Below are 14,707 nucleotides of genomic sequence, written 5' to 3'. Positions count from 1 at the left end.
GCGAGCCACTCCGGAGAAACGTTCCACCGGGACCTGGTCCACAAGATGCTCGACGAGCACGGACTGACCCCGGCGCAGCTGCGGTGCCCGCCGGACCTGCCGCTGGACCCGGAGGAGAAGGAGACCTACCTGGCGGCCGGGGCGGTGCGCGACCGGGTGGTGATGAACTGCTCCGGCAAGCACACCGCGATGCTGGCGGCGTGCGCGCTGCGGGGCTGGCCGCTGGAGTCGTACCTCGACCCGGACCACCCGCTGCAGCGGGTCGTCCACAGGGTGGTGGAGGAGGCGGCGGGCGAGCCGGTCGCGGCGGTCGGCACGGACGGCTGCGGCGCGCCGCTGGCGGCGATCAGCCTCACGGGCCTGGCCCGCGCCTACCGCGCCTTCGTCCTGGCCGCACCCGGCACCCCCGAGCGCCGTGTCGCGGACGCCATGCGCGCCCACCCCGAGTACGTCGCCGGCACCCGCCGCTCCGACACCTGGCTGATGCGCGAACTGCCCGGCACCCTCTCCAAGATGGGCGCGGAAGCGGTCCAGGCGGTGGCCCTCCCGGACGGCCGGGCCCTGGCCTTCAAGATCGACGACGGTGCGACCAGGACCCTGGGCCCGGTCCTGGCCCGCGCCCTGACCCTGATGGGCCTCGACACCCCGGTGCTCGACCGGATCGGACGCGCCCCGCTGCTGGGCGGCGGACGGGAGGTGGGGGAGGTCCGGGCGGCCTTCTGAGCTTGGGGGCGGGGCGGGGGCGAGGCCGGGGAAAACCCCGCGACACCCCGCTCCCCCTCCCCTACCGTCCTCCCATGACTGCCGCCCGCCCCCGCATCGACGTACGTCCCGTCACCGAGGACGAGATCCCGGACTGGACCCGCGCCCTGAACACCGGCTTCCTGCGCGACCCCGCCGTCTCCGACGCCGAGATCGCCGACCGCGGGTCGTACATCGTCCCGTCCCGCACCCTCGGTGCCTTCGACGACGGCCGGTGTGTGGCGACGTTCCGTTCCTTCGCGCAGGAGCTCACCGCCGTCGGTGGCGCGACCGTCCCGGCCGACGCGATATCCAACGTCACGGTCACCGCCACCCACCGCCGCCGCGGCCTGCTGACCCGCATGACGGCCCAGGACCTCGCCGCCGCGAAGGACCGCGGTGACGTCGTCGCGACCCTGATCGCCGCCGAGTACCCGATCTACGGCCGCTACGGCTTCGGCCCCGCGACCTGGGCGACCGAGTGGACGGTCGACGTCCCCCGGGCCGGCCTCGACCCGCGCTGGGCGGGCCCGGAGGACGGCGGCCGCGTCGACCTCGTCGACGGCGACGGCGTACGCAAGCTCGGCCCCGGGCTGCACGAGCGGCTGCGCCGCGTCCAGCCCGGCGCGATCGACCGCTCCGAGCGCTGGTGGCAGGTCAACACCGGCGCCCTGCGCCTGGACCGCTACCCGTGGACCGAACCCTTCTACGCCGTGTACCGCGCAGCGGACGGCACGGTCGAGGGCCTGGTGGCGTACGTGTGCGACGGCACCTGGTCGGACGCCAAGCAGCCGCTGAACACCGCGACGGTGAAGAACCTGATCGCGGTGACCCCGGCCGCCGAACGCGCCCTGTGGCTCCACGTGTGCTCCGTCGACTGGATCGTGAAGGTCAAGAGCGGTTGGCGGGCCCCCGACGACCTGCTCCCCCTCCTCCTGCCGAACCCGCGCGCCGCCACGGTCACCACGCAGGCGGACTGGCTGTGGGTGCGGATCCTGGACGTCGTACGGGCCCTGGAGGCACGGACGTACGAGGGGACGGGGACGCTGGTGCTGGACGTCGCCGACCGGGCCGGGACGGCCGGCGGGCGGTGGCGGCTGGAGGCCTCGCCCGCCGGGGCGTCCTGTACGCCGACGACGGTGAGCGCCGATCTGACGCTGGACGTGGCGGAGTTGGCGACCCTGTGGCTCGGCGACGAGTCCGCCGTGCGGCTCACGGCGCTCGGCCGGGTCCAGGAAGAACGAGCGGGCGCCGCCCAGGTGGCCGACGCCCTGCTGCGTACGTCCAGGCGTCCTTGGTGCCCGGACATGTTCTGAGCGCTCCTTCCCGGCGGTGACGGTTGACGGGGACCATGCATCCGTAGCTTGGCTGTTGAGTTGTGGCTGTGCGTGGCGGTCTTCGGTTGTGGCTGTGCGAACGCGTATGGAGTTGTGGCCGTGCGCCGTCTGTTCAGTTGTGACTGTGCCGTGCGGTGCCGAGTGCCGACTGCCGCTCCCGTTGGCTCGCCCACCGGCCGGGCTCCCGGCTCCCCTCCGGAAGAGAGCGCGGTCCGGCGTTCCCCAACCGTCACCCTGGTGGCCAACACTTGGAAAGTTTGACCATGTCGCTCAAGTTGGCTACCAACTTCACTCCTCTTATCTCCACTTGGGCACGGCTCATAACCACCTCTTCCCGAACTGCCGCAAGATGGCGAGAAGTTGTACCGTTTGGCCGTGGACCCGGAATATGCCTCCGCCAAGGGGCGGAAAAGGTCGCGGGGGCCACAGAGATCACCCCGCGAGGTGGCCGACGAACTGCGGCGCCGGATCACAGCCGGTGAGCTGCGGCCGGGTCAGCGCATGCCCACCCAGGCCAAGCTGGCCGTCGAGTTCGGCGTCGAGCGCGGAGCCGTACGCCAGGCGCTGCGCATCCTGCAGTCGGAGCACCTGCTCACCAACGTGTCCAAGGGGAGCCCGGCGACCGTCGCGCCCGACCCGCGGTGGGCCCCGGCCGGCCCCGCCGCCCCGCCGCTGCCCACCACGGTCGCCCTCACCCCCCGTGTCGCCGCCGCCTTCGGCGCCTCCCACGTGCGGATCGACGCCCTGTGCCTGACCGCCGTCTCGCTCACCATGGCCATCGGCGAACCGTTGCGGCAGATCCACGCCGGGCGACTGAAACCGGCCAAGGTCGACGTCCGCGTCCTGCTGCCCAGCCGCGACATCGCCCTCGCCTTCCCCACGCCGGTGGACGACGCCCTCGCCGCCGGCCGGCTGCGCCGGCGCTGGCTGAACCAGCGCAACGCCCAGGGCCAGGTGCTCAGGCACAACCTGCTGGCCCTGCGCGCCACCCACGGCATCGACGTGCACGTCGGCTTCCGCGCGCTGCCCTTCACCCCGCCGGTCAAGCTGTACCTGCTCAACGACGCGGAGACGCTGTTCGCGTACTACACGCTGCACCGGCGAGAGCAGGAGGTCGACCACGAACACCTGCAGCTGTACGACGCCGAGGGCACCCAGTCGATGCTGTTCGCCTTCGAACAGGGCGCCGGCCCGCGGGACACGACGTTCGTGAAGCAGTCCCACCTGTGGTTCGACGCCCTGTGGCGGACGATCAGTTCGGAGCTCACGCTCGTGGACTGACGCGTCGCACGGGGCGCGGGGCGGGCGGGAGGCGGTCCTTCCACCGGCTCGGCGAGTTGGCAACCAACCATGCGGCAGTTGACGCCACTTGGTTGGTATCTACGAGCAAGTTCCAAACAACTCCCCTTAGCTGGCTCTAAGTTGTAGCGTTTGGTTGTGACCCAGGAGACCGTGGCCGTGAACGGCAGCAGAAGAAGCTCGCCCCAGGAGATCGCCGACACCCTGCGGGAGCGGATCCGCGCCGGTGTGCTGCGGCCGGGCGACCGCCTGCCCACCCAGGCCGAACTCGCCGAGGAGTTCGGGGTGGAGCGCGGTGCCGTGCGCCAGGCGCTCCGGGCGCTCCAGGGGGACGGCCTGCTCAGCAACATCACCAAGGGCAGCCCGCCGCGGGTCGCCGTGCCCGCCCCGGCCCGTGCGGAGCCGCAGCCGACCATGGTCGGCCTCGCGCCGCGGCTCGTGGAGGCCTTCTCCGCCCGCAGGGTGCGGATCGACACGACCTGTCTGACCGCCGAGACCCTGATGATCGCCCTGGGCGAGCCCGTACGCCTGATCCACGAGGGCCGGCTGAGCCCCGAGGCGATCGACGTGCGCGTCCTGCTGCCGTCCCGGAACATCGCCCTGGCCTTCCCGGTGTCGGTGGACCGGGAGAGCGAGGGCGACCCGGTCCACCAGCGCTGGCTCGCCCAGCGCAACGCCCAGGGCCAGGTGCTCAGGCACAACCTGCTGGCCCTGCGCGCCACCCACGGCATCGACGTCCGCGTGACCTTCCGCGCGCTGCCCTTCACCCCGCCGGTCAAGCTGTACCTGCTCAACGGCGCGGAGGCGCTGATGGCGTACTACATGATCGCCCGCCGCGAGGAGCGGGCGGACGACGCGACGCTGGACATGTACGACGTCCTGGGCACGGAGTCCCTGCTGTTCTCGTTCGACAGGCGCGGCGGGCAGCGGGACGCGGCGTTCGTGGAGGAATCCCAGAAGTGGTTCGACGCCCTCTGGGAAACCATCGCCACGGACCTGACACTCTCCTATTGAACCCTCTCCCGGCCGAAGCGGGGAGATTCCTGGCTCAAGCTGCTCGTTCGCTCAGCGGGCGTACGAGTCCGACGCTCCCGACACCAGCCGGGTTGGAACCAGCCCGGTTTCCCCGGAGGATGGAGATTTGGTGTGCCTGCCTGGTTCTCGCCCAGCACGTTGCACGCGCTTGGTTCTCGCAACGCGCGGAACGTAGCTTACCCGGTCAAGTGGGCCATCTTTCGCCTCGGGGGCGAAATCATCGTCGGAGGAGTCCGGTGACTTCTGACGCGACGACACGGACCGAACCAATGGCGGCGGACGACGGGAACGACCGTGAGAACGAGGCCGGGGAACTGTGGGAGCTGATCAGCCGTGCCCGGGTCGTGCTCTGGGACTTCGACGGGCCGGTCTGCGGTCTGTTCGCGGGATACTCCTCGGAGCGGGTGGCGGCCGAACTGGTGCGGGGGCTGGAGAGCCGGGGCCCGCGCGGCCTGCTGACGGAGCGTGAACGGGAGTCGCTGGACCCGCTCGCCGTCCTGCGCGCCGTCGGCCGCCGGCACCCCGGCAGCGACCTGGTCGCCGGGCTGGAGGCCCGCCTCACCCAGGAGGAGATGCGGGCCGCCTCCTCCGCCCGGCCCACGCCGTACGCCGACGCGCTGATCCGCGCCTGGGCGGCGCGGGGCTCCCGCCTGGCCGTCACCACGAACAACTCGCCGCTCGTGGTGCGCAAGTACCTCGACAGCCGCGGCCTCGCCCCCTGCTTCGACCCCCACGTCTACGGACGCACCCGGGACCTGGAACGCCTCAAACCGGACCCGCACTGCCTGAACCGCGCGCTGAACGCGACGGGCGCGGCCCCCGGCCGCGCCCTGATGATCGGCGACACCCCCTCGGACCACGAGGCCGCCCGGCGGGCCGGAGTGCCCTTCCTCGGCTACGCCCGCAACGCCCGCAAGGAAAAGCTGCTCAGGGAGGCGGGCGCCACCGTGGTCGTGGAGTCCCTGGAGCCCGTCCTGCGGATCCTGTCGGCCCGGCGGCAGCAGGCGGAGTAGGCCGGGAGCTTGCGCTAGCATTCCCGCACCGCGCCCGAGCGGTCGCCCCCGTCCGTACGTATGGGCGGGAGAAGGCGGACCGCCGGCCCTGCGGCGACCTGACGCGGAAGAACGACACATCACCCTTTGTGCCGACTCGGCCGTTTCTCGAATCGCGAGGGCAGGACTCCAGGCTTACCTTTTGCCCTACCTGTCACCTGTGCGACCGAACCGGAGCGGCCAGTGGAGGCACCACCCGTTTCCCAGGAACCTCCTGGGAGACACGCCGCGGCCGATGTCGCCGAGCCGGCCCTGACGGCGTTCGTGCGGGCCGCGGTGTCGGGGCGGGAGAGCGGCGGGCACCACGACCGGAACCACGTCGTGCCCGTGACCGCGGAGGTGGCGTCCCTGGTGGGCCGCCCGGTGGGCACCCGCGTGACCGTGCGGATACGGCGTGCCGACACGCTGCCCGTGGCCATCAGGACCTGGCAGGACGAGAAGCGGATCCTGGACGCCGTCAAGGGCGTCCTGCCGCACGTCCCCGAACGCCTCGTGGCCGGCGACGGCTTCGCCGTCCACAGCCATGTGGAGGGAGTGCCGCTGGCCGGCGTCCGAGGGGACGGCGAACCCCTCGACACCCTGCTGATCAGGGCGCTGGCGGAGCTGTTCGCCCGGATGACCCGGGTACGGCGGACCGCGCTGCCCGCCCTGCCCGCGGCCTGGCCCCGCAACCACACCGACAGCCAGGACTTCCTGCGGACGCTGGCCCACCTCGCCGACGAGCAGATCCGGCGGCCCAACTGGCCTGCCTTCGGCGGACTGTTCGCGGCGCTCGGCATCCCGGAGGACGCCCTGGTCCGGTTGCGGGAGCGGGTGCCGGCCATGTGCCGACGGCCCTTCAGCCTGCTCCACACGGACCTGCGCCGCGACAACCTGATCATCCCGTACGACGGCGATCCGCCCCTGATCTGCGTCGGCTGGGAACTCGCCGGCTACGGCGACCCCCTGCACGACCTCGCCACCCACCTCGTACGCATGCGGTACCCGTCCCACCAGTGGTCCGAGGTCGTCGACGCCTGGGCGGACGCGATGCTCCGGGTCCGCCCGGCCGCCGTGAACGGCCTGGCGCGGGATCTGCGGCACTACGTCGCCTTCGAACGGGCGCAGTCCGTCTTCCCGGACGTGATGCGGGCCGCGCGGGCCCTGCGGGACGCGCCCGACCAGGAGAGCCTGGACGGGGCGACGGCGTCCGTGCGCCGGGCGCTGGAGGCGGGAGCCGAACCGCTCGGGCTCGGAAACGTGCCGGACACCGCGGAGATCGCGTGCGTCCTCTTCCGCTGGCGGGCTTCCCGGACGGCGGTACGCGGCGGCGGCGCGGGCCGGGCGCGGGGGGCGATCCCGTGGTCGCCGGACCAGCGCCTCCCGGAGCGGAGCGACTTCCCCGCCTCCGCGGTCGAGCACGCCCTGCTCGCCGAGGGCATGGCCCCGGCCGACCGGGTGTTCAAGGGCACCGCACACCTCAACTCGGTGGTAAGGGTGCCCGGGTTCGACTCCCCGGTCGTGGTGCGCCGCAAGCTGGCGAACGCCTGCCGCCGCGAGCCGAGTTTCCTCAGCGAACACGCCGTACTGCGGGCCGTCGAGCAGTCGGGCGTCCCGGTGGCGGCCCCGAAGGTCCTCGCCCTGGGCCACAGCCACCAGGGAGAGCCGTACGCCATCCACACCTACGTCGGCCCCGAGGACACCGGTGGTCCGCCCAGCCACCCGGAGCACGGCCTGCGGCCGCACGAGGCGGACGCGCTCGTCGACCAGCTGTGCGCGCTGACGGACGTGGACTACGGAGGGCTCGACCCGTTCGCGGGCGAGGAGGCCTTCTTCCCCTGGCTGTGCGACCAGCTGGTGATCCTGGTGGACGAACTGCCCGGGGAGTCACGGCAGCTGGCCCGGCTCCTCGGCCTGCCCGACGCCCCCCGGCTCGGGCAGATCCTCTCCCGGTACCGGGTCGGCTCCCGCCGTCCGGTGCTCCTGCACGGCGACCTGAACCCGTGGAACCTCGTCCGCCGTGACGACGCCCGCGCCCTCACCATCATCGACTGGGAGATGGCGCTGATCGGCGACCCGCTGTACGACCTGGTCCGGCACATGCACCTCACGCCGACCCGCCCGGAGGTCCGCGAGCGCATGTTCAGCCGCTGGGAGCGCCGCCTGCCCGCCGCGTACACGGCAGGCTGGAGCCGGGACTGGCACGTCTACCGCTGGATCGAGACCGTCCGCTCCGCCTACGTCGACCTGGACCGCCTGGTGACCGGCGTGAGCCTGGACGCCCCCAACGTCCGCCGAGCCGTCGACTCCTACGCGATGACCCTCGCGGCGGCCACCGGATCCCTGGGCCTGACGGCCCGCCCGACGGCGAACCCGTACCTCGTCCGCGCGCTGGCCCACGGATGCCACGGCGGAACCGGGCATCCGGTTCCGGCTCCCGGACACCTGCCCGCCCCCGCGTAGGCCCGTGCCCCGAACGACCCCGGCACGCCCGGACCCGGACCGCGCGAGCACAAGAGGCGGCGGGTGCGCCGGGAGGCGTCCGACACCGCCGTCCGGCTCCTCCCGGAACGGGGGTTCGACGCGTGCCGCCCGTCCGGTCCCCGTCCGGTCCCCGCGCGGGGACGGGTGCGGAGGTGGCGGAACCCGTCCGGGTGCCGGCCCGGCCCCGTGCGTCCCGGCCACGTCACTCCGGCCACGGCAGCACGGTGAGCTCCGGCCACTCCTCCTTCCACCGTGCCGCTTTCGCCTCGTACACCTCGCGCGGGGCGAGCCGCGGGTTGGGGCGGACGACGAGGTCGAACACGTCGGAGAGTCCATGGGGCGCGTAGACACGCCATCCTCCGCCGGGCTCCAGCCGGACACCCAGGCAGCAGGTGGTCGCGGCGAAGCAGTCGATCGCGGCCTCGGTGGACCCGTGCGGAGGGCAGGGCACCCCGAACTTCCCCTCGTACCACAGATGGACCCGTGCCTCGTTGCGGATCTCCACGTCGGCCTGCAGCCCGGCGAACGCCTTCCGCCCCGCCCTGATCACGGTGTCCTCCGCCTCCCAGGAGAGGTCGGTGCCGTCGAAGTAGAAGACGTCGTAGTCCCTGATGCCGTGGGTGGGAGGCCTGCCGGTGACCACGTTCCACACGGTCTGGAACAGACAGCCCGCCGTCACGTACCAGCCGGGCAGTCGCAGCGCCGCCGTCCCGGCCAGCACGTCGGTCAGGATCTCGTTCCGGGAGAGCACGGAGCGCAGGACACCGAGCTGCTCGGTGACGGGCAGCCGGCCGGGTGCCCACCGCGCACGGTCGTGATCGTCGACACGTTCCACCAGTTCGTCCACGGGGCACACCCTGTCAGAGACGCATCGCCCCGGAGGTGTCGTGCCCCTGCAGATGAAGCTGAGCGCCATCACGCTCGACTGCCCCGATCCGCCGGCCCTGGCGGCGTTCTACCAGCGGGCCACCGGCCTCGAACCGCACCCGGAGTCGAACGCCGACTTCGCCGGTCTCACGCGTGAGGACGGACTCCTCCTCGGCTTCCAACGGGTCGAGGACCACCGGGCCCCGAACTGGCCCGACGGGACCGTTCCCCAGCAGCTCCACCTCTGCTTCAAGGTCGGGGAAAGCCTGGACGAGGCCGAGGCCCGGCTGCTGGAGCTGGGCGCGGGCAAGCCGGACCACCAGCCGCACGAGGACAGGTGGCGGGTCCTCACCGATCCGGCCGGCCATCCCTTCTGCATCGTCGGAGGCTGACGGCGGACACGTAGCGCACTCTTGCAAGCAGATTGCTTGCATTTGTTAGCAGGGGTGGTGCAAGGTGGAGACATGGCATCGCTCAACGTCGGCAATCTCGGTGAGTACCTGCGCGAGCAGCGGCGCAACGCGCAGTTGTCGCTGCGGCAGCTCGCCGATGCCGCCGGGGTGTCCAATCCGTACCTGAGCCAGATCGAGCGCGGGCTGCGCAAGCCGAGCGCGGAGGTGCTGCAGCAGGTCGCCAAGGCGCTGCGCATCTCCGCCGAGACGCTGTACGTGCGGGCCGGCATCCTCGACGCCGAGCGGGACCGGGACGACGTGGAGACGCGCGCCGTCATCCTCGCCGACCCCTCGCTGAACGAGCGGCAGAAGCAGGTGCTGCTCCAGATCTACGAGTCCTTCCGCAAGGAGAACGGGTTCGGGACCGCGAAGACGGACGACGGCACCGGCGACACCGGCGGCACCACCGAGCACGGCGACCGCACGGCCGACGGCGGCAGTGGTGGCGGCGGCGGAAACATACGCACCGGCACCGACCCGGAAACGGCTCCCGCCGAGCGACGCCGTACCCGTACGTCCGGCGGCGACGACGCCGATCCGCGGCAGACGGCGGGCTGATCCGGTGATCCCACGACCGCACGGTCCAGCAGGGCCGGACCGCCGGCCCCTCCGGCCGCGGCAACCCAAAACCCTCAGCCACAAGCAATCCGGGAGGACCATCCCCATGGCCATCACCGATGACCTGCGCAAGACCCTCAGCGACCCCAAGCCGCTCTACTTCGCCGCGGGCACCGCGGACCTGGCCCTGCAGCAGGCCAAGAAGGTGCCCGCTCTGATGGAGCAGTTGCGTGCCGAGGCCCCGGCCCGTATCGACGCGGTGCGCAACACCGACCCGAAGGCCGTCCAGGAGCGGGCCACCGCCCGTGCCAAGGAGGCCGGCGTCCGGGTCAGGGCGACGCAGGAGAACCTCCAGACCAAGGTCACCGAGTTCCTGAACTCCTTCGACTCCGACCTGAAGAAGTTCGGCGCCAACCTCGACTCGGACCTGAAGAAGTTCGGCGAGACCGCCCAGGACCTCGCCCTGCGCGGTGTCGGCGTCGCCGCCGAGTACGCCGTGAGGGCCCGCGAGACCTACGAGAAGGTCGCCGAGCACGGCGAGCAGACCGTGCGGACCTGGCGCGGCCAGGCCGCCGAGGGCATCGAGGACATCGCCGAGGAGGTCGAGGAGCTCGCCATCGCCGTCGAGCCCGAGCCCAAGACCGAGCCCGAGGCCGAGCCGGCCGGGGTCAGGACCGAGCCCGTCGCGGTCAAGGAGGACAAGCCCGCCGCGGTCCTGGTCGAGCCCGAGGGGGCGGACAAGAAGGCCTCCGTCAAGAAGGCCCCGAACGGCCGCAAGACCTCGCCCGCCGCGAAGAGGACCACCCCGCCCGCCAAGTAGGCGGCACCGGGCAGGCCGCGCGAGCGGTGTGTCTCACCCGTACGGGCGACAGGTATCCGGGCCGGGCACCCTTGGGGTGTCCGGCCCGTTCTGCGGGTACGGTGGCTTAGGAATCGGGAGAGAACGGGCGGTGGCAGCATGCTGATGATGGGCTTCACAGGGCTGTTGGGGATCTTGAAGATCCTCCTCATGGGCCTGGCCGCGTTCGGGCTGTTCGACGCGGCGTTCCGGCGCGAGGACGCCTTCCGGGCGGCCGACAAGCAGAACAAGGTGTTCTGGCTGATCATCCTCGCCCTGGCGCTCCTGGTGAGCTACCTGTTCTCGATCTTCTCGTTCCTGCCGATCATCGGCGTGATCGCGAGCATCGTCTACATCGTGGACGTACGTCCCGCGCTCAAGCAGGTCGGCGGCGGCAGCGGGTGGGGCCGCCGCGGCAGCAGCAGCGACGGGCCGTACGGGCCCTACAACGGCGGACGGTGAGCCGGCGGGGGCCGCGAAGGCTACGGCTCCCGGTCCAGCAGGACCACCGCCACGTCGTCGGTGAGCTCGCCGCCGTTGAGTCCGCGCACCTCGTTCACCGCTTCCCGCAGCAGGTCCTCGCCGCGCAGACCCCGGGCGAGCTGGCGGCGGACCAGCTCCACCATGCCGTCCTGGCCGAGCCGTTCGCCGCCCTCGCCGACCCGGCCCTCGATCAGGCCGTCGGTGTAGAGCATCAGGCTCCACTGGGCGCCCAGCTCCACCTGCGTCCGGGGCCAGCGGGCGCCGGGCAGCAGACCGAGGGCGGGGCCGTTGTTGTCGTACGGCAGCAGCCGGGCCGGCCTGCCCGGGGCGATCACCAGCGGTGACGGGTGACCGGCCAGGCACAGGCCGGCCCGGCGCCCGTCGGGCGCGATGTCCACCGTGCACAGCGTGGCGAAGATCTCCTCGTCGGAGCGCTCGTGTTCCAGCACCTGCTGCAGCGTGCTCAGCAGCTCGTCCCCGCACAGCCCCGCCAGCGTCAGCGCCCGCCAGGCGATGCGCAGCTCCACGCCGAGCGCCGCCTCGTCGGGACCGTGCCCGCAGACGTCGCCGATCATGGCGTGCACGGTGCCGTCGGGGGTGCGGACGGCGTCGTAGAAGTCGCCGCCGAGCAGCGCGCGCGAGCGGCCGGGGCGGTAGCGGGCGGAGAAGCGCAGTGTGGAGCCGTCCAGCAGCGGGGTCGGCAGCAGGCCCCGTTCCAGGCGGCGGTTCTCCTGCGCGCGCAGCCTGCCCTCGGCGAGCCGGCGCTCGGCGGTGTCGGACCGCTTGCGCTCCACCGCGTACCGGATCGCGCGGCTCAGCAGCCGCCCGTCCAGCTCGTCGCGGACGAGGTAGTCCTGGGCGCCCACCCGCACCGCCCGGGCGCCGCGCTCGGCGTCGCCGGAGGCGGTCAGCGCCAGGACGGCGTGCCGGGGCGCGAGCTCGAGCACCTGCTGGAGCACGACGAGCTCGTCGTCGGCGCCGTCGGACCGGCCGGGCGCGGGCAGCGCGAGGTCCAGCAGGATGCAGTGGACGTCGTCGGTGAGCAGCCGCGCGGCCTCGGTGAGGTTGCGGGCCGTACGGATCCGGACCGGCCTGCCGGAGGAGTCGAGCAGCTCGGGCACGATCGGCGAGCCGCCGGGATCGTCCTCGATCAGCAGCAGCGTGAGGGGGCTGCCGGTGGCGGGGGCGGTGTCGCGGTCGTCCTTCTCGACCGTCGCCTCCGCGTGCGGGGCCCGCACTGCCGGGGGGCCGTCGCCGTGGGGCACGGTCCGCGCCCGACCACTGTCCGCGGCCGGGAGCGCTCTCTGCCGCGGTACGGGCACGGGCATCGTCCTGGGTTCCTTCCCTCCCCCCGAGGGTGGTGGGCACGAGGGACCTCGCTCCACCGACGGGGACCATAGCGGTAGTCGGCGCCCCAGCGGAATGGTGTGAGGCACGTCGCTCGTCATCCGGCCGTCGGCATATGCCGCGATACCCGCCGGAGTTGGACAGGCCGGCAGGGGGAGGGCAATGACGAAGGTCACGTGCCGCCCGGGTGCGGCCGCGAACCCGCGTGCGGTGAATCACGTGGCCGGGGTCACCGGCCCCCGGGCGCCCCGCGAAGACCTCAGTCCGGCCGTACGACGCCCAGGATCGGCATCGAACCCGCCCCCGCGAGCGTCACCGTCCGCCCCGGCCGCGGGGCGTGGACGATCGTGCCGTCGCCGACGTACATCGCCACATGGCTGGCGTCGCCGTTGTAGATGATCAGGTCGCCGGGCCGCATGTCCCTGATGTCCACGCGCCTGAGCCGCTTCCACTGCTCCTGCGAGGTGCGCGGGACGGGATGGCCGGCCGCCGCCCAGGCCTGGGAGGTGAGCCCGGAGCAGTCGTACGACTTCGGGCCCTCGGCGCCCCACTCGTAGGGCTTGCCGAGCTGGGCCGTGGCGAACTCGACCGCCTTCTTTCCGGCTTCGGAGGCCTTGCCGTCGATCTCCTCGAGGATTCCGGTGTCCAGCCAGGCCGTCTGCGCCCGGGCGGCGGCCTGCCGTTCCAGCTGGGCGAGGCGCTCGCGCTGCCGCTCCTCCAGCGTGGCCTCGAGCCGCTCGGCCTCCTTGACGCGCTGCTCGATCCGCTTCTTGGCCGCGGCCTTGGCCTTGCGGTTCGCCTCCAGCTTCCGCAGGTGGTCGGCGGCGTCCGCCGCGTACTGCTTCAAGTCCTGCTGGGTGCGGGCCGTTTCCTCGATCAGGGCCTTGGTGGCCCGCTCGCCCTGCAGCACCCGGCCGGCTCCGTCGAGGAAGGTCCGCGGGTCGCCGCCGAGCATCAGCTGGGCTTCGGGCGGCAGGCCGCCCAAGCGGTACTGGGCGCGGGCCGCGGCACCGGCGCGTTCCTTCAACTCGTCCAGTTTCCGCTGCTTTTCGGCGATGTCCCAGGTCAGTTCGGTGATCTCGGCGGACTGCTTCTCCGTCTTCTCCTTGGCGGCGTTGTAGGCGTCGGTGGCGACGGCCGCGTCGTGGTAGAGCTCGTCCAGCCTGGCGCGGACCGCCTCGAGGTCCTCGTCCGGCGGGAGCGTGGCCGACGGGGAAGGGGAGGGGGAGGCGGAAGGCGTCGGTGCCGGGTCGGGCAGCGCGCTCGCGAACGCCGTGCCCGGTGCGCCCAGCAGGGTGATCGCGCACACCACGGTCACGGCCGCCGCGAGCACAGTGCGCCTGCCCCGTCCCATATCCGCCCCCACGTTATTAACCGTCAGTAACTTACGGTGCCCGGGGGATCCTGCCACGCTTTGGCGTGGAGCGACAGAGGCAGGGCCCTCCCGTGGCGATCTCCCGCATGGCGATCTCCCGCGGCGATCTCCCGTCTGTGCGACGAACGGCTCACGAAGATCGTTCCCTGGGCGGCGGGACGAAGGGACCGGGCCGGCCGCGCGGCGCCAGCGCCTCCCACCTCACCGTCACCTCGCCCTGCCGCCACCTCGCCGGTCCGTCCGCCACCGGCCAGTGGGCCGCGAGGTCGCTCACCGTGCGGATCCAGCGCTGGCGGGCGCCGTAGGAGGCGTAGGGCGCGGCGGCCGCCCAGGCGCGGTCGAAGTCCCGCAGGAAGGCGTGCACCGGCTCACCGGGGACATTGCGGTGGATGAGCGCTTTCGGAAGGCGTTCGGCGAGGTCGGACGGGCGGTCCAGGGAACCCAGGCGGGTGGCGAAGGTGACCGTGCGGGGACCCTCCGGGCCGAGCGCCACCCACACGTGCCGGCGTCCGATCTCGTCACAGGTGCCCTCGACGAGCAGGCCTCCGCGCGAGTGCCCGTCCGCCGGGGCGAGCCGTGCGCACAGCCGCTCCCAGACGGCGGCGACCTCCGACTCGTCGTACTGCCGCAGCACGTTCGCCGCGCGGATGAGGTGCGGGCGCTGCGGGACCGGCACCTCGAAGCCGCCGTGCCGGAAGACCAGCCCCTCCCGCTCGTACGGCTTCGCGGCCGTGACCCGGGCCGGCTCGATCTCCACACCCACCACGCGCGCGCGTGGCGCCGCGGTGCGCAGGCGGTGCAGCAGCTCGACCGCCGTCCAGGGAGCGGCGCCGTAGCCGAGGTCGACGGCCACCGGATCG

14 protein-coding genes are annotated in these 14,707 nt (G+C 72.6%); 10 read left to right on the top strand and 4 right to left on the bottom strand.

Annotation, left to right across the window (positions count from 1 at the left end; all coding sequences use genetic code 11):
* The 6 genes from RH94_RS27600 to RH94_RS27575 all read left to right on the top strand — a co-directional run.
* On the top strand, nt 1-723 hold a 723-nt coding region (locus RH94_RS27600), incomplete at its 5' end, for an asparaginase (RefSeq protein WP_234426085.1).
* A gap of 74 nt (nt 724-797) precedes the next feature.
* The gene (locus RH94_RS27595; RefSeq protein WP_073950940.1) at nt 798-2,057 is read left to right on the top strand and encodes a GNAT family N-acetyltransferase; all 1,260 of its coding nucleotides are present in this window, start codon (nt 798-800) and stop codon (nt 2,055-2,057) included.
* Nucleotides 2,058-2,447: 390 nt separating this feature from the next.
* Nucleotides 2,448-3,359: a winged helix-turn-helix domain-containing protein gene (locus RH94_RS27590; RefSeq protein ID WP_073950939.1), complete on the top strand. Its 912-nt coding sequence runs from the start codon at nt 2,448-2,450 to the stop codon at nt 3,357-3,359.
* A 150-nt stretch (nt 3,360-3,509) separates the two neighbouring features.
* The gene (locus RH94_RS27585; protein WP_073950938.1) at nt 3,510-4,391 is read left to right on the top strand and encodes a FadR/GntR family transcriptional regulator; all 882 of its coding nucleotides are present in this window, start codon (nt 3,510-3,512) and stop codon (nt 4,389-4,391) included.
* 290 nt (nt 4,392-4,681) lie between these two features.
* Complete coding sequence (locus tag RH94_RS27580) at nt 4,682-5,425, top strand: HAD family hydrolase (RefSeq protein ID WP_073950937.1); 744 nt, start codon at nt 4,682-4,684, stop codon at nt 5,423-5,425.
* A 222-nt stretch (nt 5,426-5,647) separates the two neighbouring features.
* Complete coding sequence (locus RH94_RS27575) at nt 5,648-7,906, top strand: phosphotransferase (RefSeq protein ID WP_073950936.1); 2,259 nt, start codon at nt 5,648-5,650, stop codon at nt 7,904-7,906.
* A 223-nt stretch (nt 7,907-8,129) separates the two neighbouring features.
* Here RH94_RS27575 and RH94_RS27570 read toward each other — a convergent pair whose 3' ends face one another.
* Nucleotides 8,130-8,774: a nucleotidyltransferase family protein gene (locus tag RH94_RS27570; RefSeq protein WP_073950935.1), complete on the bottom strand. Its 645-nt coding sequence runs from the start codon at nt 8,772-8,774 to the stop codon at nt 8,130-8,132.
* Nucleotides 8,775-8,814: 40 nt separating this feature from the next.
* Here RH94_RS27570 and RH94_RS27565 point away from each other — a divergent pair, with 40 nt between their 5' ends.
* From RH94_RS27565 to RH94_RS27550, 4 genes are all read left to right on the top strand, one after another.
* Nucleotides 8,815-9,186, top strand: a complete 372-nt coding sequence (locus tag RH94_RS27565; protein WP_107428842.1) for a VOC family protein — start codon at nt 8,815-8,817, stop codon at nt 9,184-9,186.
* Nucleotides 9,187-9,258: 72 nt separating this feature from the next.
* A complete protein-coding gene (locus RH94_RS27560; RefSeq protein ID WP_073950934.1) occupies nt 9,259-9,804 on the top strand; it encodes a helix-turn-helix domain-containing protein in 546 nt (181 codons plus the stop codon).
* 106 nt (nt 9,805-9,910) lie between these two features.
* A complete protein-coding gene (locus RH94_RS27555; RefSeq protein WP_073950933.1) occupies nt 9,911-10,624 on the top strand; it encodes a hypothetical protein in 714 nt (237 codons plus the stop codon).
* A gap of 138 nt (nt 10,625-10,762) precedes the next feature.
* Nucleotides 10,763-11,104 carry a DUF2516 family protein gene (locus tag RH94_RS27550; RefSeq protein ID WP_073950932.1) on the top strand — a complete coding sequence of 114 codons (342 nt, stop codon included), beginning with the start codon at nt 10,763-10,765 and terminating at the stop codon, nt 11,102-11,104.
* A 20-nt stretch (nt 11,105-11,124) separates the two neighbouring features.
* Here the strand turns inward: RH94_RS27550 and RH94_RS27545 are convergent, their stop codons facing one another.
* The 3 genes from RH94_RS27545 to RH94_RS27535 form a co-directional block, all read right to left on the bottom strand.
* Nucleotides 11,125-12,453, bottom strand: coding sequence for a PP2C family protein-serine/threonine phosphatase (locus RH94_RS27545; RefSeq protein ID WP_073950931.1), 1,329 nt, complete (start codon nt 12,451-12,453; stop codon nt 11,125-11,127).
* A 278-nt stretch (nt 12,454-12,731) separates the two neighbouring features.
* A complete protein-coding gene (locus tag RH94_RS27540) occupies nt 12,732-13,826 on the bottom strand; it encodes a C40 family peptidase (RefSeq protein WP_073950930.1) in 1,095 nt (364 codons plus the stop codon).
* A gap of 151 nt (nt 13,827-13,977) precedes the next feature.
* On the bottom strand, nt 13,978-14,707 hold a 730-nt coding region (locus tag RH94_RS27535; RefSeq protein ID WP_234426084.1), incomplete at its 5' end, for a class I SAM-dependent methyltransferase.

The organism is Streptomyces kebangsaanensis (genome assembly GCF_001906585.1).
GTDB lineage: Bacteria > Actinomycetota > Actinomycetes > Streptomycetales > Streptomycetaceae > Streptomyces > Streptomyces kebangsaanensis.
The sequence above is the reverse complement of the archived record's forward strand: the minus strand, read 5'-3'. Positions and strand labels throughout refer to the sequence as shown.